Origin of the sequence: Pseudomaricurvus sp. HS19 (assembly GCF_009857815.1) — a bacterium.
GTDB lineage: Bacteria > Pseudomonadota > Gammaproteobacteria > Pseudomonadales > Cellvibrionaceae > Pseudomaricurvus.
Map to the genome: position 1 here is coordinate 723,095 of NZ_WVVW01000001.1, position 22,253 is coordinate 745,347.

Below are 22,253 nucleotides of genomic sequence, written 5' to 3' on the forward strand. Positions count from 1 at the left end.
TTTCAGGCATCTGGACGTGACGTCACCAGCTACATATCCTGATATCAAGTCAGCAAGGAGAGTGGCATGACACCAGACATTATCAACGGCTGTTTTGAATTACTGGGTGCAGTATTTACCTGGATGAACGCCTGGCGGCTCTACCAGGATCGCCGACTGCAAGGGGTTTACTGGCCCACCTGCTTTTTCTTCACCTTTTGGGGCCTGTGGAATCTCTACTACTACCCTACCCTTGACCAGTGGTTCAGCTTTTACGCCGGGGTGCTGATGGTGTCAGGCAACGTAGCCTGGGTGGTACTGCTGGCCCGCTACTACCTGTGGCCCACAAGACAAGTTATCGGGAGGCCGATCAATGGTTAGTCAATTCTTCAGAACCATCACCCGTACCAAGTGGATTGAGCGCTGGAGCCTGCACCGCAACACCGTGCGCGAGAACGTTGTTGAGCACAGCTGGGAAGCAGCCACCATTGCTCATCTGTTAGGCGTGATCAACAACAGCGTGTTCCGGGGAGACCTGAACCCTGAGCGACTGGCGACACTGGCGCTCTACCACGACTGTTCCGAATCCATCACCGGCGACCTGCCTACGCCAATCAAGTACTCCTCGCCGGCACTGCAGGAGGCCTATCAGTTGATTGAGGCAGATGCCGAACAGCAGCTTTTGGATATGTTGCCGCAAAGCATGCGTGCACAGATGAGCAGCTGCATCAGTCACGCCGGGCTGAGCTTTACGGAAAAGAAATACCTCAAAGCGGCGGACAGCCTGTCGGCGTTCGTGAAAGCCCGCAGGGAGCTGGACAATGGCAATCAGGATTACGCTGATACCTTCGCCAATATCCGGCAGCGCCTGCAACAGTACCAGATTCCAGAGGTGGAATATTTTATGACGCAGTTTCTGGGGGAGGACGCTATTAACCCGCTGGGGACCAAAGCCCTCCAGGCCAGTCAATAGAATCCGTTTGGTCTGGTCTATTGGAATGCGCCCGGAGGCCGCAAGGCCTGCGCATCACTAAAAATCTTATAAGCACTTTGTGAGACCACTATGATCGATACTAATTTGTCTGCCCTGCACAAACAGAGCCTACGTAACCGCAAGCACCAATCCACCGCCCACCAGTGTGGCTGTTTCTTTTGTCTGTCGATCTTTGACGCATCACGGGTTACGCAATTCTGGGACGACGAGACCACAGCCGTCTGCCCGCTTTGCGGTATCGACAGTGTGATTTATGACAGCCAGGTTGAAAGCCTGACACCAGGCCTGCTGCAGGCCCTGAAACGGTACGCGTGGAACGATCTTATCGATGCTGACACAACCGATGTCCGGGTTGTTTATCAATCCGTAGATGTGAGCTGAGTCTTACGCAACGACGGTTCGCACCTTGCAGGTTTGCTCCTCGAAGGTTCACCTCTCAAAGGACTACGGAGAGATACAGATCATGAATTCACGAGATACTTTTCACGTGAACTGTAACAGCACATGCCTGACGGGCAGGATTATCCATAGAGATGCTGCTGACATTCGCATTGAAATGACTGCCCCCTACCCCGGTTTGAGAGCCGCTCGCCATATCCCCTGGTTCGCCAGGCACTGCAACAACATGTTAACGGAATAAGGGGATCGAACCGCTGAAGTGCTGTTGCTCCGGATCTACCAGGAGCAACAGGCTACCCTTTCGCCATAACCTGCGACCTGCGTGCAGTTACTGCTTATGCGATTCGTCCATCGCACCCCGAAGCCGCTTGCCCCAATCATCAAACAGTGACTTGAGGTCATCCAGCGCAGTGAGGTCAGTGCGCTCATGATAGGCCTCCCCCACCTGTTGTGGTCCTTCCAGAATGGCCACCAGTTTATTGGTGATGGAATCGCGCAGGGTCACCTGCATGGTGAGCTCGCCGGTACCCTTGGTGACCACCTCATCTTCCGGCAAGGCGTAGGGAGTCAGGCTGATGATGTAGACGGTGACCTCGAGCGCTTTGGCTTCGGGGGCCGATACGATCTTGTAGCCACCGTTACCGGCGATGTGTTCATCGGCAGCTGCGCGAAACGCCTTTTGCATGGCCTTCACACCTTCAGGCTTGATCTCCCAACGGGTTGGATTGCGATCGGCGCCTTCGACCCAGGCCGGGGGAACCATTTTGGCACTGGCGATGTTCAGGTCATCCAGGAATATGGTGTCATAGTTGGCGAGGCTCATCTCGGGATTGCGATAGATGACTTCGAGGGTCTGGGAAAAAGCCTGCGCAGCGGGAACCAGGAGTGCCAACAGGAAAAAATATCGGGTGAGGCGACGCTGTACCATGTTTTGAATTCCTCCATTATCCAACAGCTTGGTTTGTCCTTAACTGATGGTAGAAGAAACCATCTCGCTGTCAAAGTAAAGCGGTTATGACACGCACGCGCCCGGCGGCGCTGCAGCGCCGATACCACTGTAGAGTCCGCTTTCATCCCTGCTATGATGGCATTCATCAAACCAGCTCCACCTGCTGCAACCACCGGAGTTACAACCAGATGTCCACCATGGCAACCACCGTCGAGCCCCTGAGCCACAGTATCCTCGCCATCACTTACTTCGGGGATATTGTGTTTGCGGTCAGTGGCGCTCTCACCGCCTCCCGCTACCGTATGGACGTACTGGGGTTTGTACTGATCGGGGTGATTACCGGAATTGGTGGTGGCACCACCCGTGACCTGTTGTTGGGACGCACGGTATGGTGGACGCAAAATCCGTTTGAGCTGGTGCTTTGTGTGGTTGCAGCACTGGCAACCTTTATCTTTATCAAGCATGACATCAGCCACCGCCGGGGCATGATCTGGGCCGATGCCCTGGGTCTGTCAGCTTTCGGGGTTGTGGGTTGTCACATCGCCCTGGAATTTGGCTCGCCGTTTGGCATTGCGGTGTTTATGGGCATGATCACCGCTACCGGGGGTGGCCTGATCCGTGATGTGCTGACCAACACCCAACCGATGATCCTCTGTGGCCAACCCTACGCCACCGCCGCCCTGCTCGGCTCTTTCAGTTACGCAACGCTCAAGTATTTCGGTGCGCCAGCAGTGATTTCGGAAATCATTGCCTGCCTGGCCGCTTTTGCCCTCCGGGCTGCGGCCATTGTGTTTGACCTGCGTATGGGGCCACCGGGAGAGTTCCTCAAGGTCGGGAAACGTCCTGAGAAGTAGCGTCGTCACCCCACTCCCCTGCCGAGGGCGCCCTGCCCTCGCCCTGTGCCGACAAAAACAGGTACAACACGAAGACAATGAATATTCCCCCGGCGATGTAGCCCATGGCCAGCTGATAGGAGAAGCGATCCGGGAAGAAACCACCACCCTGCGGGTCGGCCACTGTCGAGACCGTCAGCAATCCGGCCACCACCTGGGCGCCAATGCCGGATGCAGTGCCCCGCACCACAGTCATCATTCCGATCGCTTCACTGGTGCGATCCATCGGTGCGACCCGGGCGATGATGATCGGCAGCATGGCGTAGAGAAAAGCGCTGGAGATGCCCATGGTCACCATCAGCAGCAGGATAAACGGGATGGAGGTGTGGTTAATTGCTGCCGCTACCCAGCTGGCACTCAATAACAGGGTGCCGAAGGCCATGCTGATGCGGATGCCGTAACGGATCGCAAACCAGCCCGCCACCGGGCCGCCCACCAAGGCCATCAGGGTCTGCGGTTGCAAAATCAGCCCCGACATGGATGCCGACAGCCCCAACCCCTCTCCTGTTGCCACAGGCTGCTGCAACAGGATCGACCAGATCTGCTGAAACTGATTCCAGGTAAGCCCCAGCAGTGCCGCACACAGCACCACCAATAGCAGTTCGCGGTTTTTCAGCAGGCGGATATGCATCAACGGTTTGCTGGCCCGCAGCTCACTCCAGACCCAGCCTGTACCAACAATCAAACCACCGGCGACCAGCCCCAGGGTGCCGGCATTATCCCAGCCCCAGTCGCCGGACTTTTTCAGGCCCAGCATGATCATGACTACAGCGGGTACAAACAAAATGCCGCCCAGGTAGTTGGTACCGGATTCGAGTTTTGAGCGTGCGCCCGTTGGAACGCCAACAGCAACGGCAAACCAGGCGAAAATACCGATGGCCGCGTTTACATAGAAGATCCAATGCCAGGTAAAGGTGTCCACCAGCAAACCACCCACCAGAAGCCCAAGGCCCGCTGACACAGTGAGGATGGCGCTGAGGATCCCCAGATAGATGGGCAAGACTTTCGAATCCACCTGCTCCCGCAGGATGCCGGCACAGAGTGGAAAGATACCACCGGCGGCGCCCTGCACGATTCGCCCGATAATAACGCCGGAGAGCGTGGGCCAGAGACTGGCAATCAATGATCCGGTCACACTGATGGCAAGCACCAGCAACAACACCCGTTTGCGACCGTACATATCGCCAATGCGACCGAAGATAGCAGCAGAGACAGCCCCTGAAAGCAGGAAGGCGGTAATCGTCCAGCCAACCGCCGAGGGGCTGCCGAAATCCTGAATCATAAAGCGCAGGGCTGCGAAGGCCATGGAGATTTCGAAGGTGGAGAGAATTTCGGCGGCCACCAAGGCGGCCACGAGCTTGTACTGAAAGTTTTTGAACGTAAGCATACGCGGGCTGCCGCCTTTAACTGAATTTATTCTTGTAATGAAGCGCAATGCCATTGAGGGTTACAAGAATCACGCTCTGCCCCAATCGTAAAGCAGGATACGTAAAATACCAGTCAAATTTGATAAGTAGTTCTGTTCTCTCTACAGCGACAACAAAAGCGTACAGGGTAGGACTTTATGGGGAGAAAAAACGCCGGCTGCTGGCAGCCGGCGAAATGGAGCATCGATCAGAAGAAGGACTTGGAGATACCGAACTTGAAGATGCGGCCCATGGTGAAGCCAGCGTAAGGCAGGTTATCACCGGACTGTTTCCAGACGGGTGGATCTTCGTCAAAGGCATTATCAATGTTGAAGCGCAAGGTCAGGGAGTCATCCACCTCGTAGGCGACGAAAAGGTTGGTCACCAGGAAGTCATCTACCTTGGTCTGTCCTTGTGCCGCAGTCGAAGTGTCGAAGCCATTGGTGTAGTTGAAGGTCGCACGGGCCTGCCAGGCACCATACAACCAACCTACATTCGCGGACAGCGCCAGATCGGACACGCCCTCATCCAGGTTATCTACCCAGCCATCGCCGTTGTTGATCTCGAACTTGCTCTGGTAGTTACCAGACAGACCGTAATGCATCAGACCTATACGGGTGTCGTGCTCATAGCTAACAGCGAGGTCGAATCCTTGCAGTACAGCCTGGTCAGTATTGGTGGTACGGCGGTCAACAATAATACCCAGCTGGTTGACGTCGATATTCTGGTACTGATCGGCGTTATCCACGATTGCCAGGAAGCTATCAACTTCCGCCTGAGTGGGGTTGAAAATGAACTTGTCCGGCTCCGCAAGCACAGCAGACTCCAGCTGAGGGTTAGGAGCACCGAGGATTTGCTCAAACTTAATGTCGTAATAAGTGACACCAAATTTCAGGCCGTCGATAGGTTCTGCTTCGAATCCGAACGCCCAGGTCTCCGCGGTTTGTGGCAATAGAGTACCGGCACTGGCACCGGTGATCTGCAGCACGTTAGTTCGGCCCGGATCACGAACTCCCAGCGGATCAGGCACGGTAGACGCGGTACCGAAAGTTAGGTTACGGATGGTCGCCTGTGACAGGCCATCAACCGCAGTCGGTGCGTTGAAGGACTCACCCCAGTGCCCAAAGAAGGACAGACGATCTATCGGCCGGAAGGTGAAACCGACATTGGGGTTAGTTGTGTTGCCAAAATCACTGTAGTCATCGTTACGCACGGAGAAGGAGACATCCAGGGATTCAAGTACCGGCACCTGCACTTCGGCGAAGAAGGCCTTGATGTCACGACTGTTGTGACTCGCGTCTATGTTACCGAGGCCACCAATAACCGTTTCTCCCTGCTTCTTGCGTGCCGTATCCTGAGTATACTCTGCGCCGATTGCCATGCGCATTTCACCAGCAGGCAGCTCCATGACCGCACCGTCGGCGATGGCGCGTGCCATAAACATCTCCTGGATGGTCTTGGCGCCGTACTCCCAGTTGGTGATGTCTTTGATCACAGCGGGGTCGGCAGCAGCAATATTCAGAGGATCAAGCTGATTAGCGTTGTAGTACTGATCCAGCTTCTCACGGTTGCTGCCGGGGGCAACGATGGAGGTTTCAGAGCGACCGTAGTGAAAGGTCTGGCGTAACTGCCAGCCGCTATCCATGTCGATAATAAACTCCGGTGAGAAACCCCACGTAGAGAACTCGATCTCCTGGTCCCGGTGTTTGTACGCCGGACTGGCGCCATAGGAGAAGCCTACCGCAGCGACATCGTACAAGTCACCGGGGTTGCCGGGGATCTGTGCGGTAGCGGGACTCACGCCGCTGATGGTATCGCCCAGTGGGTAACTCTCATAAGTGGTGGTACGCTCGCTGTAGTAGCTCTGCATATTGAACGAGACATTATCGTTCAGGTCCTGGCTGATACTCAGCCAGAGGTTCTCTCGCTCCTGTGCGGGAGCCAGAGAGCTGGCATCCTTCGCCGCACAGGGATCGCCCACGGGGGTAACACCCGCGCCCGGCGCAGCGGGATTGGAGGTCCAGGTAGTCGGCGTGCCACCATAGTTGAAATAGGTAGTGATAGCACCCACCGGCACAATACATTCAGTATCGTCTGGCTCAATGCCGGAAGCGGTCCACTGGCCACGACGGGCCCAGTCTCTGTCGCGGTTAAGGATGCTGTCACGCTCGACATGGCTTACCGAGACCAGAGCCGAACCGCCGTCCCAGCTGGTGCCGCCACTGACTGCCAGATCGTAGGACTCATAGGCGTCACCAGTGCCGTAGCTGACATCGATCTTGGCGCCTTCCATTTCTTTTTTGGTGATGAAGTTCATTACACCACCTACGGCATCGGCACCGTAGAGGGAGGAGCCACCATCGGTAATGATTTCCACTCTCTCAATCACCGCACCAGGAATGATATCGGGATCGATAGAAGCCTGGTCCAGACCAATGGGCGTGATGCGATGGCCATCAACCAGGATCAGTGTGGTGGAGCCGGAGGCGGAGTTAAAGCCTGGCAGGTTGCGCAGGTTTGGACGGTTAATACCAGTCTGAGCGGCACCTCGCGGGTCCAGCTCGGCTCGGGTGTTAAAGAAGTTGGTGACCTGCGGTACGGTGGCCAACAGCTCATTGGTGGTGGTGGCACCGGTTGCGGCGATCGCTTCGGAATCGATACCAATGGGCACAGAGCCAGTCGGTTCGATACCACGAATCAGCGTACCGGTGACGGTCACCTCTTCAATAGTCTTCGGGGGCGCAGAGCTTTCGTTCTGCTGAGCAATAACAGACGTGGACATCAAAGCCAGAGTGGTGGCACTGATCGCGACCGACAGTGCACGTCTCCGCAGAGGAACCACAAGATTACCGTGCATATGCATGATTGCCTTCCTCACATAGTTATAATTATGTAGCTTCCTTTTATGTGTTATGCGCGTTGTGGCCATAGCCAAACGCTTCTTACTTAACTGCCGCCCCGGCGTGCAACCGCATCGGCAATTAAATCTCTCTGCGGAGCCCGGTGGTTCCACCGTGGCCCGTTAATATTTTAATAGTCGCTTATCGGTAATCTTGCGAGCTGCCAATACTACCAATGCCGCCTCAGCTGATAGGCAGCCCGTCGTTCACGGATAATCTGTTCGCGCAGCACGTTACTTACGTGCGCCGTATCTGCTGGCAAATACTTGCGCAACTCGCCGAGCGCAACCTTTTTCACATTCGGTATCGGTTGTGAATCACAGGCAGTCCAGCGTCCCTGGACTACGCCGCTGGAAAAACCAGCCGTATCCAACCAGTTCGGCACCCCGGGATCCTGTGACGCCACCACTACCCGCAGCACGTCATCGCTATCGGCTTTTGCCTGAGTTTCATTGAGGCTGCTCTGGTTGTTGTACCAATCCAGTGTCTGGTAGATCTCGTTAACCAAGATCACAGAGCGATAACGACAGCTGGCAGGCTGTTTAGCTTCAATGATCAGGGCCTCATCATCCTGGAGGTCGTAGACACCTTCGTAGTAAAACTGACCGTCCAGACCACCAATGGCAGCCACATCCAATACCCTGAGCTTGTTGACATAGCCTTGCTGCCGCAGCTTTGAGGCCTGATCGACAAACATGGTTGCCATAAACTCGGTCATTTTGGGCAAACGCCGCAAGCGCGCTTCCAGTTCGCTCGCAGACGGCCTCAGTCGACGCACAGGTATATCGACCCGTTCAATAGCTATCGCCGGATCAACTTGCTGAGACCAGTCGGAACTGACCTGACGTAACATCAGGCGATAGGTTTTCGGATGTAGCTTCCACCAGTCACCCTTGTAGCCCTTCGGTCTTTCAGGGCTCAGGAGTACATCAAAGCGGCCCTCCTGATCAGCCGGCAGGCTATCGAGATAGAGATAGTTACGGGTTTGCCCCGGATGATTCCCGTCACTGCCCGGATCAGCGGGAGAAGGTCCCACCTGACCAATAACCGACATGTTCAGGGATCCTTTGTGCCCACGCAGGCGGTAGATGCCCCCTGGCGAGATGTCCGCGGCTTTGTAAATCGTGTCAGCGTTAGGCTGACCAACGTTGAGAATTTCTCCAATAGAGGGCAGGAACTGCGGGTGATCGCCGTCAGCTCCGAGAGTGGCGAGCGCGGACATGGTAAGTGACTGCAGCAGCAGTCGGGCTACTTCCTGCTGTGCCTGGGGATCGTTACGCTGGTCCTCTGGCAACTTTGCCAACGTCGCAGCTGGCAGCGCTGCCAACTGCTGCACCAAAGCATCCCAGCCCGGAATAACTTCAGTCTCTGCGGCACCGCCTTTGGCGAAACATGATGAAGAGATCAGATACCCCACCGCAATCAGGATGGCTAGCCGCTTCAGCCTGGAGGATTTCCCGCTATGACTGATGCTCACCGTCCCACCACACGCGGTCTGCCTGAAAAGCCGCAAGCCCGCGCCACAAAACAGAGCAACCCACTGACTGCGCTGTCAATCAACAAATAAAAAAAAGGGCGTGATAGGCAGGCTGCTGCTAGCAGACGCCGGAGTGGAGGACAGAATGCGCTTGAATGGGCTGTAAACACCGCCCGGGAGTGAACAGACACAACCAACATAGGAAAAGCCCGATTATCGTGATTATTATGGCTAATTCTTTCTTCTATCAAGGGCGGCGACGCGCTTTATAAACCAAGCCCCAAGCGCTAGCTGCCCAGATCAAGATTCGCACGTCAGACTCGACTTAACAAAGTCTCTTTTGCATCGAAATTTGGACTTGGCAACGCAAGTACTACACAAGGGACCAGTGAAAGCCCTGAGGGGAATACAGGCCATCTGGGAGAAATGCACGCCATTGGCCGCCCTGACACCAGATACTAAATTGGTATGACCAGACTGTAAAGAGGCTTTGATCGATGTGCCAAGACTGGTTGAGCGCACCTATTTCCGCCTGGACCGAAAGTGACAAGGCAAAGTAATTGGTCTGGGTTTTTGGTTCACCGGCCAAAAGCCAACCTCACACCCTGCCTAAAAGTCCACATATATGGACATTGTCGATCATAATGCCTCTGGCAAAAAACAGCAGCCCCCTACTCCGACTTTTGTTTTCCTCCACCAGGCCGCAAAGAGAAATACGCACACCAGCCCACCGAGCGCCGGGCTGCCAACCAGCTGTCATGAAAGCTCAATACTCCTGAAGCATTCGACGTATAGGGTCGTCTTACACGCAGGCGCTATGGCGTGCGTCAACTACGCATATTCAACTTTTTTCACCAGTCAGGACGTTTACATTTTCAATAAGGAGTAACACCGCATGAAAGGGATATCCCTGCTTACCGCCGCCGTTATGATGGCATCGGCCACCTTCGCCGTCGCCGACAAGCCCGGCAAATCCGCCTCTGTCATTCCCGATTACCAAAAGCAAAACCCCTACTTCATCGAAGGCGTACAGGACGTACTGAAAAAACATCATGGTTCCCGTCAGGCCAAGAACGTAATTCTGTTTGTCGGTGATGGCATGGGCGTATCCACCATTACCGCTGCACGGATTCTGGAAGGCCAGCTTAAAGGCCAGCAGGGCGAAGAGAATAACCTCGCCATGGATCTCTTCCCCTACACCGGTATGGCCAAGACTTATAACGTCGATGCCCAGACCCCGGACTCCGCCGGCACCATGACCGCCATGATGTCCGGTGTAAAAACCGACGTTGGCGTCATCGGCGTTGACGAAGATATCGTGCGCGGCGACTGTAGCACCGTTGCCGGTAACGAGCTGGTAACCGCACTGGAACTGGCCGAAATCGCCGGCATGTCCACCGGTATTGTCTCCACCGCCCGTATCACTCACGCCACCCCTGCCGCAACCTACGCCAAGTCTGCTGATCGGGATTGGGAAGACAATTCCGATATGCCTCCGGCGGCACAGCAGGCTGGTTGTGAGGATATTGCCTCCCAGCTGGTGAATTTCGAAAGCAACCTGAAAGCTCGCTTCCCGCAAGCGAAGAAAATCGATGGTCTTGAAGTGGCCATGGGTGGTGGCCGTCGTCACTTCCTGCCCAAGGATGCGGCCTACAACAGTCCCGATGCCGTCAGTTCCGTGGAAGGTGATCGCACCGACGGTCGTGACCTGACTGCCGAGTGGAAAGCCATGTACCCCAAAGGGGCGTACGTCTATGACCGTAGTGGCTTTGACGCGGTGAACACCAACCGCACCGAAAAGCTGTTTGGCCTGTTCAATGAGTCTCACATGCAGTACGAGGCTGATCGCGGCAACGATATCGCCGGTGAGCCCTCTATCGCCGAAATGACTACTAAGGCCATCAATATTCTGGATAACAACCACAAGGGTTATTTCCTGATGGTGGAATCCGGTCGTATCGACCATGGTCACCACGCCGGTAGCGCCTTTAACGCCCTGACCGACACGGTGGCACTCTCTGACGCTGTGAAAGCCGCTATCGATGCCTCTGACATGCGAGAGACACTGATCATTGTGACCGCCGACCACAGCCACGTATTTACCATTGCCGGTTATCCCAAACGTGGTAACCCCATTCTCGGCAAGGTGGTATCTGTCGGTTCCGATGAGCCCGAGCTGGCCAGTGATGGCCTGCCCTACACCACCCTTGGTTACACCAATGGTCCGGGGTTCCGCGACCTGGGTGATGTAACCGATGCAGACGTTGCCTACAACCAGCCGGCGGTTGGCGGTCGCGTTGACCTCACCTACGTGAATACAGAGTCCTCCGGTTACCACCAGGAAACCCTGGTACCCCTGGGCTCGGAAACTCACGCGGGTGAGGACGTGGCGGTCTACGGTGCCGGTCCCGGGGCGCAAATGGTCAGCGGTACCAACGAGCAGAGCGTGGTCTTCCACGTGATGAACGTCAGTGCCGGTCTGGAAAACGCAGCCAGCGACGCCATGAAGAAACGCAAGTAACTGTGACCGGGCGAGCATTCCCGCTCGCCCCGATCTGCTGCGGGCAGGCGCTATCGTCGGCGCCCTGCCCCGCAGCTCTTCAGACTGGAAGTATCCGTATGTTGAATAGCATGATCAAAAAGTATCGAGTCCCGGCGCTGCTGCTCGGTGGTCTGCTGCCGGCAGCTGCTGGTGCAAACACCGAGTCCAGGGCCGCAGCCTGTGAGACCACTACCGTAGTGCACGCCTATTACCAGATCTCGCGCCAGCGCCAGGGTGAGACCGCAACCCAATCCACCATCGAAGTGATCCGCAACCACCATCAGGTCGCCTATCGCAATCCTGACCTCAAGGTTACCGATCTCTGGGAGCAGACCCCCAAACAGAGACTGCATCTGGTGCGTTATTTTGACGCCTATGAACGAGGCATCGAGTATCAGCCCAATGAAATTGAAGGCAGCCACGACTGGGGCGCCAAGTACTTCCTGATATCAGAGCAGCAGCGACAGTCTATGGGCGAAAACGACTCAGCCACCAACTGCGCGGAAGCCAAAACGCTGGTAAGTCGCTCTGATGATGGCAACCTGACCCTGCGTTGGTCCAGCCACTACCAGTTGCCGGAAAGCATCAGTCTGGAGACCCCGGCCGAAACGACCGAGTGGAAATTACTGAAGGTTGAAGCAGACAGTGCCGTGGTGGAAAGCAGCTTGCAGCAACTGGGGCACTACCAGACCACCGACTACACCGATATTGGTGACAGTGAATCGGACCCATTCCTGCGCAAGATGATCAACCTGGGGTTTGTGGAGCATGGCCATCACGGTGTTTATGATGCTGATGGTCATGACCTCGGTGGGGAGCACAACCATTAACCGACTACGGTCACGCCTGTCGCTCCCCTGGCGTTATCCCTTTCTCTCCCCTACCGTCACCCCTTTACCTCCCCTACCGTCATCCCTTTCTCTCCCCTACCGTCACCCCTTTACCTCCCCTACCGTCATCCCTTTCTCTCCCCTACCGTCATCCCCGCGCAGGCGGGGATCCAGAGATCAGGTAAGACAGGATTCCCGCTTGCGCTGGAATGACCGTGCGGGGGTGCTCTACCACTTCACTCACATATCCCTCAGGCATCAGGGGTACAGAAAACCCCAAACTTGTTGCCATCCAGGTCGCGGAAGTAGGCAGCATAGAGCATACCGTCCATACGTGGACCGGGAGCGCCCTCACAGCTACCGCCCAGTTCCAGCGCTTTGTTATAGACCGCGGTTACCTCTTCCGGGTTCTTACCCGCCAGCGCCACCATGGTGCCATTACCAACCGTGGCTGGCTCCCCGTTGAACGGTTTGTTAATGGCCAGCTTGGCACCATCGCCCAGCGCATAGAACAGAGTACGATCACTTTTGAATCCCAACTGCCCGTTCCAGAGTTTTACAAATTCGTTGTAGAAGGCTTCGGCGCGGGCCAGGTCGTTGGTGCCAAGGTTGATATGGGAAATCATCTCTCAGTTCCTTTTTTGTTGTGGTCTTAAAACAGTGATACGGAAAATCGGCATACACGGTGCCAGTTGAATAGCCGGATCAAACGGCTTCGTCCAACACCGCCTGTATACTTTTTGCCAGCCAGTTCACCATGTGCGGATCCACCTTGCGCTGCTGATCCATGTTCAACTGTACATTGTATAGCGCGAATCCGGCACAGAGTGCCATGATCTCCCGGGCGCGGCTCTCCCGGTTGTCTGAACCCAGCCACTCCAGCATAGGCTCGACCGCGTACTCCTTGAGTATCCGGATGGCGATCTCCCTCGCCTCTTCGTTGCCGGTGGCCAGTATGGTCATGGCGTGGGGGCAGTTAACCTGGTTGGGATCCGCAAGCAGGTTGGCAACATGTTCACCAAATTTGTCCCGCGATACCGGTGGACGGGGCGGCCCCATGGCATCAATCAGTGCCGCCTCAAACAGGCCTGCCTTGGTGCCAAAATGACGAAACAGGATGGTGGGCGAGAGCCCCACCAGATCGGCGATTTTGCGAATGCCCGCCTCGGAATAACCGACTGTAGAAAAAATCTGCTGGGCGGCGGTAATAATCTTCTGCTTGGCCGGGGACATCTCCACCGCGCGTTCGGATGCCGCTCCTGCACCTTCTGCGGCGACTTTGCGCAGGTTCTTGCGGTTACCATCGTCAGAGACATCCAACACCTGGCAGCGCCGCTGGCTGAAGCGCCACTCCCCGCCTACCCGCTCAAACTCATCACTGTAGATGCCGGTCTCGGCTACCCGCCACTGCATGGAAAGGCCAGGTTGTATCAGGGTGTAACGGGACCGGCAGATGGCCGTGTCCTTTGCCTGATCGACTTCAACAATGGGGTTGTGTATCAGCCGCTCACCGGTTGAGGCCTGCTCCTGCCAGGCGGCCTGCAGCTGCTGCGGCCCGAGAAACTCCCCGTCCGCCTCCAGCTGCACACGGGCGTGAGCAAACAGCCCGGCCGCCAGTTCGGTTTCGCCACAATTCAAAAGCTCGGCGCAACGATACACCAGGTTAACGATACTTGAGGAATCCATAGTTTCAGCCGTATATCTGTTCCGATTTCTGCCAGCGCAACATGGTAAGCAGGCCCGGCCCTCAGGGCCAGCGCCAACCCAGTCTTCACGCTACTTAACGCGAGCCAGCCCTCACAGGGGTGGACATCTGCGCTAACGTTATCATACGATCACACTCGTGATCCACTGATAACACCTGTTATTCAGCAATAACAATCTACTGTATAAACCTGAGTTAACCCAATGAAAAATAAGGTCGTATTAATTACCGGCGCAGCGTCAGGCCTGGGCCTGGCAACTGCTACCAGGCTGGCCGTCGCAGGCGCTGATCTCTCCCTGGTGGACGTAAACGAGGCAGGTCTGGCGCAAGCCGCTGAACAATTGCGCAGCCACGGCGTGCGCGTGCTGACCCGCTGCTGCGACCTTTCTGTAGCTGACAACTGCCAGCAGTCCATAGCGGCAACCCTGGCCGAGTTCGGGCGCCTCGACGGTCTCTGTAATGTGGCGGCGGTTATGCTCCCCAGCCGCACCACCGAGATGCAAGCCGGCGCCTTTGAAAAGACCCTGGCGGTCAATCTGGCTGCGCCTTTCTATCTTATTCAGGCTGCCCTGCCCCACCTGATTGAGAGCGCGGGCGCGATCGTCAACGTAGCCTCCGCCGTGGGTATTACTGCACAGGCCTATAACGCCGCCTACTGTGCCACCAAAGCAGGCCTGATCCAGATGACCAAGTCGTTGGCAATGGAATACATGCACGACAAGGTGCGCATTAACGCCGTAGCCCCCGGCGGCATGATGACACCACTGGCGCGCAACATGATGAACGTAACTGACCCGGACCCCACGCTGCTGGGGCGGGCCTCTCCATTACGGGGTCTGGTGGAGATGGATGAAGTAGCAGACATGGTGGCCTTTTTGGCCTCGGACCAGGCCCAGGGTTACCACGGTGCCTGTATTGTGATCGATAAAGGTATGTGTGCCGGCTGAGCCCACAACCGTTTTTTTGCAGAGAGGGAAAAATCATGAGATGCGAACCCCATCCGTTCAGTGGCGCCATCTACCAGGAAGAGGAAGGCAACCTGGTACGGGTTACCGATGAGAAGCGTGGCAAGTCCGGCCTCTTCACCTGGGACGGCAAGTGGATAGAAGGCGATATGAGTTACGCCGATCCCCATATGCTCTACCTGGTGGGCGCGCCCAACCTGCCACCGGAAAAAGATATTTTCTGGACCGTACTGCCTCCCCACGAGAGCAGCCCCAAATCCGCATTTACCGGCAATATGGGTCGCGGTACCGCCCAGCGTCCCAAAATTGTTGCGCCCTATGTGGGCGACCCGGGCAAGGAAACTGATGAGGGAATGCGCTCCTCGGCTTACATTCCCCAGGAGTTCCTGCTGGAAAACGATCGCAGGCCAGAGCTGATTCCGGAGGTATACAAACTCAAGTCGCCCATGCCCGGTGGCCCGGTAAAAATCCCCACGGATCGCTTTTACAAAAAGGAGTATCACGATCTGGAGGTGGAGCACATCTGGAAGAAGGTCTGGCAGATGGCCTGCCGCGAAGACGACATTCCCGAGATCGGCGACTACTACCTCTACGATATCGCTCACCTGCAATTTATCGTCGTGCGCACTGGTGACAACGAGTTCAAGGCCTACCCCAACAGCTGCCTGCACCGCGGCCGCAAGCTGCGCGAGCACAGCGGCAAGGGCGCCCGTGAATTCCGCTGTGCCTACCACGGCTGGAGCTGGAAGATTGATGGCTCACTAAAAGAGCTGCCTGCAGAATGGGACTTCCCTGGTGTGCGTGAGGATGTGTGCCAGCTGCCCGAAGCCAAAGTTGCCACCTGGGCAGGTTTCGTTTTTATTAACCCGGATCCGGATGCCATCTCTCTCGAAGAGCACATGGGGCCGGAGATGATTCAGCACTACGAGAAGATCCAGCTGCAACATCGCTACAAGCACGCCGATGTGGTGAAGGTGGTGCGCTGCAACTGGAAACTGGCCATGGAAGCCTTCCTTGAGGCCTACCACACCATCGCCACCCACCCGCAGCTGCTGTTGGCTGGCGGAGACCTGTCCGATAACCGCCACGACGTATTCGGCAATTGGGGCCGCCTGGGCCACATCAACGTCAGCGGTTCCAGCCCCCATCGGGGCATTGTGATCGACGAGCAGACCGCTCTCGCCACCTACCGTGGCGTCGCCGACTTCAACCGCGAATACCTGCGTGGCCATATCGGCGACGACGTGGAAAAGTTCTCCGATGCTGAATTGAACGAACAGACCTTCAGCAACCTGTTCCCCAACTTCAGTCCCTGGGGCGGCTGGGGCCGCATCGTCTACCGTTTCCGTCCACACGGTGATAACCCTGACGAGTGCCTGATGCAGGCCATGCTGCTGGGCCCATGGCCGAAGGACCAGCCCAAGCCCCCCACTACCCCTACCCGCTTCCTGGAAGCGGACCAACTGTGGGTGGAAGCGGAAGAGCTTGGCACCCTGGCCAAGATCTTCGACCAGGATTGCGGTAATGTGCCGCAGGTCCATGCGGGCCTGAAGACCAAGCAGCCGGCCTATGTGTGGTACTCCCAATACCAGGAGTCCATCATTCGCAATTTCCATCGCAACTATGAGAAAGCGCTGGGTCTGGAGCCTTCCCAAACGGATATCTGACACCGTTAACCGGGAGGGCTTCTGATAACGTCGTGCTGCGGTACACTGATAGCCAACCGCAGCACCAAACAACCACCAGTGGCAAATAACGATTATGAAAACCTTGCAACAACTGTGTGCCGATACCCTGCAACGCCCGGCCGATCGTCCAGCCGTCGAATTTGAAGGCCAGTGGTACAGCTGGGGCCAGCTCAGTGAAGTGGGGCAGCAATTGCTGGCGCTGCTGCAGGAACAAGGGGTGGCCGACGACGCGCCGGTAACCTTTGTGCCCCGCAATCGCCCCTCTGCCCTCGCAGCCCTGATGGCATTGATGTCCCGGGGCCGCAATATACACATGCTGTATGCGTTCCAGTCCGCCGCCAGCCTTGCGCGCCAGATTGGAGAACAAAAGCCTGCTGTGGTGATCGCCGCCGGGCGCGATTTTGCGCCGGAAGTCATTGAGACACTGCAGCAGCTTGGCGCTGCGGGTATATCCCTCGATGAAATACAGGCCAAATCGGTTCAGGGCTGCGAGCGCAGTACCATCAGCTGCGACAGCAAACTGGACCAGCCCTACATCCAGATTCTTACCAGTGGCACCACCGGCACACCAAAGCAGTTCCCCATCACCTACGACATGATCGCGAACTACTTTATCGGCGAGAAACTGTTGTCCGGTGAACCGTTTGATTTCAGCCAGGATACTCCCACCCTGCTGGCATTCCCCATCGGCAACATCACCGGTATCTACACCACCGTGCCGGCGCTGGTAAAAGGCATGCCCATTATTTTGCTGGATCGCTTTGACCTGCAAAAGTGGCATGAGTATGTCGTGCGCTTCCGCCCTGCAGCCAGTGGTATGGCGCCGGCGGGCCTACAAATGTTGCTGGATGCCAATATCCCGGCGGAGGATCTCGCCTCCATCAAAACCATGGGCGTCGGTGCTGCCCCACTGGATCCCACCGTGCAGCGCGCATTTGAGGAACGCTACGATATCCCCATCCTGCTCTCCTACGGCGCCACCGAATTTGGTGGCCCGGTGACCGCCATGACCGGTGCCCTCTACGAAGAGTTTGGCAAAAGCAAATTCAGCAGTGTCGGGCGCGTACTGCCCGGTGGATTCAAAATACGTGTCATTGACGCGGACTCCGGCCAGGAGTTGCCGGCCGGTGAAGAGGGCCTGCTGGAAGTGGTCTCGCCGCGCATGGGTGAACACTGGATTCGCACATCGGATATCGGCCTGATCGATGCAGACGGCTTCCTCTACATCTGTGGCCGCGCTGACGGTGCCATTATGCGTGGCGGCTTCAAGGTACTGCCGGAAACCATCGAGAAAGCACTGCTGGAACATCCGGACATCAGCGCCGCCAGCGTTGTGGGCGTGGCAGACCATCGCCTCACCGAAGTTCCGGCGGCGGCCATACAGGTGACCCCCGGGCACCCGAAACCTTCCATCGAAGAACTGGAGAAGCACATCCGCGACCGGCTGCTGGCTACCCACGTGCCAGTACACTGGCGCTTTGTGGAGTCGCTGCCCAAAACACCGTCTTTCAAGGTGCACCGGCCCGCGGTCAAAGAGCTGTTCAGCCAGTAGCAGCCAGTTTGCAAACCCATAACAACAAGCGGGCCGTTCCGGTACGGTGCCGCCGGCAACATATTGCCCGGAGAGTGAGAGATGAGCGCCGACAACTGTTTTCTTGATGACCTGACCCCCACCGCCAACCGGGTGGAAGCGGCACTGGTGGTAGACGACCCGGACACTTTCCGGTGGGACGAAAACTGCGATGTACTGGTGGTCGGGGTGGGCATGGCCGGTGCCGCAGCAACCCTGCGCAGCGCCGAAGATCCGTCGCTGCAGGTGATCGCCATTGATCGCGCCATGGGCGGTGGCGCCAGTCGCATCAGCGGTGGCGTTGTCTATATGGGCGGCGGCACCAAGGCTCAACGGGAATGCGGCATTGAAGACACGCCGGAGCAGATGGCCAACTACCTCGCCTTTGAAACCGGTGACCTGGTACGCCCCGACACCCTGCTGCGGTTTGCCCACGCCAGCACCAGTTTCCAACCCTGGCTGGAGAGTCACGGTGCGCGTTTCGGCGGGCCGGTTACCGATGACAAGACGTCCTACCCCAACGACGCGTCGCTCTACTTTTCCGGTAATGAGACCACGCCTGCAGGACGTGACCTGGCGCCGCCCGCGCAGCGCGGGCACCGGGCAAAACCACCCAAAGGCGGCGAGCCTACCAAATTAAGTGGCCACTACCTGCTGCCGCCACTGCTGGACTCCATCGACCGGCAGCCCAATGTTCAATTCTTTCGCCAGACCCGGGCCACACGCATGATCGTGGATAACCAGGGTGAGATTATCGGGCTGGAGGTAAAGCGCATCCCTTCGGGGCTGGCAGCAAAACTGCACAGTTTCTACTACAACTTCGGCGCCAACCTGATCGCCGGGGTATTGCAGATCGCCGGCAAACTCCACGCGGCGGCTGTGAACATTGAGAACACCAAAGCCCGGACCCTGCGTATCCGCGTGCGTAAAGGCTTGGTGCTCTCCGCCGGCGGTTTCACCTACAACCGCACCATGATGAGCAAAACTGCGCCGGAGTTTTTGCAATCCGTTCCCCTAGGTACCATTGCCGACGACGGCTCCGGCATCAAGCTGGGTATGACAGCCAGGGGCAAGGCCGATCACCTGCACCAGGTATCAGCCTGGAAATTTCTCTACCCGCCAGCCTCCTGGACCAGATCCTGCTCCGTGGGTCCGGATGGCGAGCGCCTGATCAGTGAAGAGTTCTACGGCGCCCGTACCGGCGAGGCGGTATTCCGCAAGGCCGGCGGCAAGGGCTGGCTGATTCTCGACGAACCCCTGCAGGCGGTGGTGCGTGACGAGATCGCTTCCATGAAGAAAATGCTGTTCCAGAAGGTCCAGTTCAAGGCCATTCTCAATGACTATACCGTCAGTGCGCCCACATTGGAGGAGCTGGCTGGCAAAATTGGCGTTCCCGTCGAAGCCATGGTGAATACACTCCGGAACTACAACCGCGACATCGACGCCGGCACCCCGGACCCCTTCTGCAAGAGCGAGAAGTTGCGCCACAAGATCGAGAACGGCCCCTTCTACGCCACCGACATCGGCGCGGCACTGAAGCTCTCCCCCATTCCCGCCCTGACCATGGGTGGTCTGGTGTGTGACGAAGATAGCGGCCAGGTGCTGGACATCAATGGCCAACCGGTTAAAGGCCTGTTTGCCGCCGGGCGCACAGCCGTGGGCATCTGTTCCAACTATTATGTGAGTGGCCTGTCGCTGGCAGACTGCATCTGGTCCGGCTGGCGGGCGGCTGAAACACTGAAAGGCAACGGTGGTGCTCGTGCGCTGGCCCCGCAAGTGGCGGAGCAAGCCTCCCGAAGCCAACAAGAAGCCTGAGCCAACAAAACGCCTGAACGAACAAGAAACCTGACCCGGCGACCGTGCGCTGGCAAACGGATTAACATTGAGAGAGATTCAGACCATGCTTACCCCTAGTGACATGACCAACAAGTGTGCCATCGTCACCGGTGCCGCCTCCGGCCTTGGCCGCGCAACTGCCCTGCTGCTGGCTGCAGCCGGAGCCAATATCTGCCTCGTGGACGTCAACGCCGAGGGGCTGGAAACCGTGGCCGGAGAAGTACGGGCACTGGGTCCGCAGGCCCTGGTACAGGCAGTCAATCTGGCAGACTCCAGCCAGTGTGCGACCATAGTGGCAAATGCGGTGGAAACCTTTGGCCGCCTGGATGCGCTCTGCAATGTGGCAGCGGTGTTTATGCCCTCCCACACCACCGACATGAGCGATGAGCAGTGGGACACCACCCTGGCAGTGAACCTGAGTGCACCCTTTAAACTGATGCGTGCGGCCATACCCCATCTGCTGCAACACAATGGCGCCGTGGTAAATGTCAGCTCCTGTGCCGCCCATATGGGGCAGGCCTACCTGGCCGCTTACTCGGCGACCAAAGCGGCACTCAATCACATGACCAAATCGCTGGCCATGGAGTATATGCACCAGCCCATCCGTTTTAACGCAGTGGCACCGGGTGGCATGCTGACACCGTTAACCGGTGCACTGCGCAACCTGCCCAATCCTGACCCGAGCCTGCTGGGCCGTATCGCGCCGTTACGCGGCGTTAATGAGATAGACGATGTTGCGCGTATGGTGGCGTTCCTTGCCAGCGATGCGGCACAGGGTTATCACGGCTCCATTATCAATATTGATAACGGCATAACCGCTGGTTAGGGGCTGACTTGGCTGATGGCAAACTTTGTCTTTGTACATGGTGGCGGCCAGGGAGGCTGGGTGTGGCAGGATTTGGTGGATGCCCTTGGGCGGGCACTGCCGCACACAGCGGTTAATACCCTGGCACTGGATATTCCCGGCTGTGGTAGCAAGCGCGGTCAGGACACCAGCGCAATGGGTTTTGAGGACCTGCTCGACGAGTTACTGGCAGAGATTACAGCCAGCGGGCTGCGCGACTGTGTGCTGGTCGGACACTCCCAGGCCGGAACCGTGTTGCCTTACCTGTACCAACGTCAGCCCGGCCTGTTTCGCCACTTGGTCTATGTCAGCTGTTCGCTGCCGCTTCCCGGCCAGACCGTTGGCCAGATGATGGGCAGCGGAACCCACGGCGAACACGCTGACCAGGTGGGCTGGGCTGCCGGGCTGCGCACCGACAAGCCCATTGCCCGCAACCGCTACCTGTTCTGCAACGATATGAGCGAAGAACAGTACCAGCGTTATCGTCAGCAACTGGGTCGGGACCAGTGGCCCGTCAGCAGCTACACCAAAGACGATTGGCCTCTGCTACAGGATCAGCCTCCGGCAACCTACGCTGCCTGCACGCTGGATAACATTTTGCCGTTGGCATGGCAGCACCGATTTGCGCAACGCTTCGGCGCCAGCCGTATTATCGAACTGGAAGCCGGCCATCAGGTAATGACTACCCAGCCCGCGGCACTGGCCCGGGCCCTTATAACAACAATGAACGGAGAACTTGTATGAGCAGCCTTAACGACCAGGCCCTGCAAACCCTGCTGGACAAAGACGCGATCCACGATCTGGCCATGCTCTATTCCCGCGGCGTCGATCGCAAGGATGCCGAACTCCTGCGCGACCTTTATACCGAAGATGGCACCGACACCCACGGTGACACCTACGATGGTGATGCCAAGGGCTATGTAGACTTTCTGGAGCAGGCGTTCAATCACCTGCCTTACAGCGGTCACCACATCTGCAACCACCTGGTATCCGTTGACGGCGATAAAGGCGAAGGCGAAGTCTATGCCCTCGCTTATCACATCTTTCCCGACGGCAAGGGCGGTCAGATTGAAGACTTTATGTGCGTGCGCTACCTGGATCACTACCGCAGGTGCGACGATGGCCGCTGGCGTTTCAGCAAGCGAGTGGTGACCTATGACATGCGCAAGCAGGGCCCGGTACAGGCCAGCCTGCAGGCGGAGAATGAGGTGTCGCTGGGGATGCTGACCAGTCGCCTGTTTGCCCGTGGCGCGCGGGGCTGATTCCCTCGTAGCCC

General features: G+C 57.2%; 19 protein-coding genes. 13 read left to right on the top strand and 6 right to left on the bottom strand.

The genetic code is table 11. The features are described 5' to 3' along the window. Positions 1-66: 66 nt before the first annotated feature. From GSF27_RS03200 to GSF27_RS17715, 3 genes are all read left to right on the top strand, one after another. The gene (locus tag GSF27_RS03200) at positions 67-360 is read left to right on the top strand and encodes a hypothetical protein (RefSeq protein WP_160965633.1); all 294 of its coding nucleotides are present in this window, start codon (positions 67-69) and stop codon (positions 358-360) included. Next, positions 353-952, top strand: coding sequence for a 5'-deoxynucleotidase (gene yfbR, locus GSF27_RS03205; RefSeq protein ID WP_160965635.1), 600 nt, complete (start codon positions 353-355; stop codon positions 950-952). The genes GSF27_RS03200 and yfbR overlap by 8 nt, the downstream gene beginning before the upstream one ends. A 90-nt stretch (positions 953-1,042) precedes the next feature. Next, on the top strand, positions 1,043-1,354 hold the full coding sequence (locus GSF27_RS17715) for a hypothetical protein (protein ID WP_202410247.1): 312 nt from the start codon (positions 1,043-1,045) through the stop codon (positions 1,352-1,354). A gap of 346 nt (positions 1,355-1,700) precedes the next feature. Here the strand turns inward: GSF27_RS17715 and GSF27_RS03215 are convergent, their stop codons facing one another. Beyond that, a complete protein-coding gene (locus tag GSF27_RS03215; protein WP_160965637.1) occupies positions 1,701-2,300 on the bottom strand; it encodes a DUF3313 family protein in 600 nt (199 codons plus the stop codon). A gap of 209 nt (positions 2,301-2,509) precedes the next feature. Between GSF27_RS03215 and GSF27_RS03220 the strand changes: the two genes are divergently transcribed. Further along, complete coding sequence (locus GSF27_RS03220; RefSeq protein WP_202410248.1) at positions 2,510-3,175, top strand: trimeric intracellular cation channel family protein; 666 nt, start codon at positions 2,510-2,512, stop codon at positions 3,173-3,175. Here the strand turns inward: GSF27_RS03220 and GSF27_RS03225 are convergent. The 3 genes from GSF27_RS03225 to GSF27_RS03235 all read right to left on the bottom strand — a co-directional run bounded on the left by GSF27_RS03225 (position 3,147) and on the right by GSF27_RS03235 (position 8,937). Then, positions 3,147-4,601 (bottom strand): MFS transporter, encoded by a 1,455-nt coding sequence (locus GSF27_RS03225; protein ID WP_160965639.1) that lies wholly within the window; start codon positions 4,599-4,601, stop codon positions 3,147-3,149. The two genes, GSF27_RS03220 and GSF27_RS03225, sit on opposite strands and share 29 nt — an antisense overlap. A gap of 227 nt (positions 4,602-4,828) precedes the next feature. Continuing rightward, a complete protein-coding gene (locus tag GSF27_RS03230) occupies positions 4,829-7,483 on the bottom strand; it encodes a TonB-dependent receptor domain-containing protein (protein ID WP_160965641.1) in 2,655 nt (884 codons plus the stop codon). 206 nt (positions 7,484-7,689) lie between these two features. Beyond that, a complete protein-coding gene (locus tag GSF27_RS03235) occupies positions 7,690-8,937 on the bottom strand; it encodes a hypothetical protein (protein WP_160965643.1) in 1,248 nt (415 codons plus the stop codon). Positions 8,938-9,892: 955 nt separating this feature from the next. Between GSF27_RS03235 and GSF27_RS03240 the strand changes: the two genes are divergently transcribed. Further along, complete coding sequence (locus tag GSF27_RS03240; RefSeq protein ID WP_160965645.1) at positions 9,893-11,518, top strand: alkaline phosphatase; 1,626 nt, start codon at positions 9,893-9,895, stop codon at positions 11,516-11,518. A 98-nt stretch (positions 11,519-11,616) separates the two neighbouring features. Further along, positions 11,617-12,369: a hypothetical protein gene (locus GSF27_RS03245; protein WP_160965647.1), complete on the top strand. Its 753-nt coding sequence runs from the start codon at positions 11,617-11,619 to the stop codon at positions 12,367-12,369. A gap of 251 nt (positions 12,370-12,620) precedes the next feature. Here the strand turns inward: GSF27_RS03245 and GSF27_RS03250 are convergent, their stop codons facing one another. Further along, a complete protein-coding gene (locus GSF27_RS03250) occupies positions 12,621-12,995 on the bottom strand; it encodes a VOC family protein (protein WP_160965649.1) in 375 nt (124 codons plus the stop codon). Positions 12,996-13,074: 79 nt separating this feature from the next. Beyond that, positions 13,075-14,055 carry a nuclear transport factor 2 family protein gene (locus tag GSF27_RS03255; RefSeq protein WP_160965651.1) on the bottom strand — a complete coding sequence of 327 codons (981 nt, stop codon included), beginning with the start codon at positions 14,053-14,055 and terminating at the stop codon, positions 13,075-13,077. A gap of 222 nt (positions 14,056-14,277) precedes the next feature. Here GSF27_RS03255 and GSF27_RS03260 point away from each other — a divergent pair, with 222 nt between their 5' ends. The 7 genes from GSF27_RS03260 to GSF27_RS03290 all read left to right on the top strand — a co-directional run bounded on the left by GSF27_RS03260 (position 14,278) and on the right by GSF27_RS03290 (position 22,239). Then, positions 14,278-15,021: an SDR family NAD(P)-dependent oxidoreductase gene (locus tag GSF27_RS03260; protein ID WP_160965653.1), complete on the top strand. Its 744-nt coding sequence runs from the start codon at positions 14,278-14,280 to the stop codon at positions 15,019-15,021. A gap of 35 nt (positions 15,022-15,056) precedes the next feature. Further along, positions 15,057-16,706, top strand: a complete 1,650-nt coding sequence (locus GSF27_RS03265; protein WP_160965655.1) for an SRPBCC family protein — start codon at positions 15,057-15,059, stop codon at positions 16,704-16,706. Positions 16,707-16,800: 94 nt separating this feature from the next. After that, on the top strand, positions 16,801-18,279 hold the full coding sequence (locus GSF27_RS03270) for a class I adenylate-forming enzyme family protein (protein ID WP_160965657.1): 1,479 nt from the start codon (positions 16,801-16,803) through the stop codon (positions 18,277-18,279). 81 nt (positions 18,280-18,360) lie between these two features. Further along, a complete protein-coding gene (locus GSF27_RS03275; RefSeq protein WP_160965659.1) occupies positions 18,361-20,112 on the top strand; it encodes an FAD-binding protein in 1,752 nt (583 codons plus the stop codon). An 85-nt stretch (positions 20,113-20,197) separates the two neighbouring features. Then, positions 20,198-20,959, top strand: coding sequence for an SDR family NAD(P)-dependent oxidoreductase (locus GSF27_RS03280; RefSeq protein WP_160965661.1), 762 nt, complete (start codon positions 20,198-20,200; stop codon positions 20,957-20,959). Between the two features lie 15 nt (positions 20,960-20,974). After that, the gene (locus GSF27_RS03285) at positions 20,975-21,721 is read left to right on the top strand and encodes an alpha/beta fold hydrolase (RefSeq protein ID WP_160965663.1); all 747 of its coding nucleotides are present in this window, start codon (positions 20,975-20,977) and stop codon (positions 21,719-21,721) included. Continuing rightward, positions 21,718-22,239 carry a nuclear transport factor 2 family protein gene (locus tag GSF27_RS03290; protein ID WP_160965665.1) on the top strand — a complete coding sequence of 174 codons (522 nt, stop codon included), beginning with the start codon at positions 21,718-21,720 and terminating at the stop codon, positions 22,237-22,239. Before GSF27_RS03285 ends, GSF27_RS03290 begins: the two co-directional genes overlap by 4 nt. Positions 22,240-22,253 lie beyond the last annotated feature (14 nt).

What these genes read in the sequence shown, in the direction of transcription:
- GSF27_RS03240 (WP_160965645.1), top strand. Translation starts at nt 9,893, where the DNA reads ATGAAAGGGATATCCCTGCTTACCGCCGCCGTTATGATGGCATCGGCC.
- GSF27_RS03275 (WP_160965659.1), top strand. Translation starts at nt 18,361, where the DNA reads ATGAGCGCCGACAACTGTTTTCTTGATGACCTGACCCCCACCGCCAAC.
- GSF27_RS03270 (WP_160965657.1), top strand. Translation starts at nt 16,801, where the DNA reads ATGAAAACCTTGCAACAACTGTGTGCCGATACCCTGCAACGCCCGGCC.
- GSF27_RS03215 (WP_160965637.1), bottom strand. Translation starts at nt 2,300, where the DNA reads ATGGTACAGCGTCGCCTCACCCGATATTTTTTCCTGTTGGCACTCCTG.
- GSF27_RS03260 (WP_160965653.1), top strand. Translation starts at nt 14,278, where the DNA reads ATGAAAAATAAGGTCGTATTAATTACCGGCGCAGCGTCAGGCCTGGGC.
- GSF27_RS03250 (WP_160965649.1), bottom strand. Translation starts at nt 12,995, where the DNA reads ATGATTTCCCATATCAACCTTGGCACCAACGACCTGGCCCGCGCCGAA.
- GSF27_RS03200 (WP_160965633.1), top strand. Translation starts at nt 67, where the DNA reads ATGACACCAGACATTATCAACGGCTGTTTTGAATTACTGGGTGCAGTA.
- yfbR (WP_160965635.1), top strand. Translation starts at nt 353, where the DNA reads ATGGTTAGTCAATTCTTCAGAACCATCACCCGTACCAAGTGGATTGAG.
- GSF27_RS03290 (WP_160965665.1), top strand. Translation starts at nt 21,718, where the DNA reads ATGAGCAGCCTTAACGACCAGGCCCTGCAAACCCTGCTGGACAAAGAC.
- GSF27_RS03280 (WP_160965661.1), top strand. Translation starts at nt 20,198, where the DNA reads ATGCTTACCCCTAGTGACATGACCAACAAGTGTGCCATCGTCACCGGT.
- GSF27_RS03285 (WP_160965663.1), top strand. Translation starts at nt 20,975, where the DNA reads ATGGCAAACTTTGTCTTTGTACATGGTGGCGGCCAGGGAGGCTGGGTG.
- GSF27_RS03245 (WP_160965647.1), top strand. Translation starts at nt 11,617, where the DNA reads ATGTTGAATAGCATGATCAAAAAGTATCGAGTCCCGGCGCTGCTGCTC.
- GSF27_RS17715 (WP_202410247.1), top strand. Translation starts at nt 1,043, where the DNA reads ATGATCGATACTAATTTGTCTGCCCTGCACAAACAGAGCCTACGTAAC.
- GSF27_RS03265 (WP_160965655.1), top strand. Translation starts at nt 15,057, where the DNA reads ATGAGATGCGAACCCCATCCGTTCAGTGGCGCCATCTACCAGGAAGAG.
- GSF27_RS03220 (WP_202410248.1), top strand. Translation starts at nt 2,510, where the DNA reads ATGTCCACCATGGCAACCACCGTCGAGCCCCTGAGCCACAGTATCCTC.
- GSF27_RS03225 (WP_160965639.1), bottom strand. Translation starts at nt 4,601, where the DNA reads ATGCTTACGTTCAAAAACTTTCAGTACAAGCTCGTGGCCGCCTTGGTG.
- GSF27_RS03230 (WP_160965641.1), bottom strand. Translation starts at nt 7,483, where the DNA reads ATGCATATGCACGGTAATCTTGTGGTTCCTCTGCGGAGACGTGCACTG.
- GSF27_RS03255 (WP_160965651.1), bottom strand. Translation starts at nt 14,055, where the DNA reads ATGGATTCCTCAAGTATCGTTAACCTGGTGTATCGTTGCGCCGAGCTT.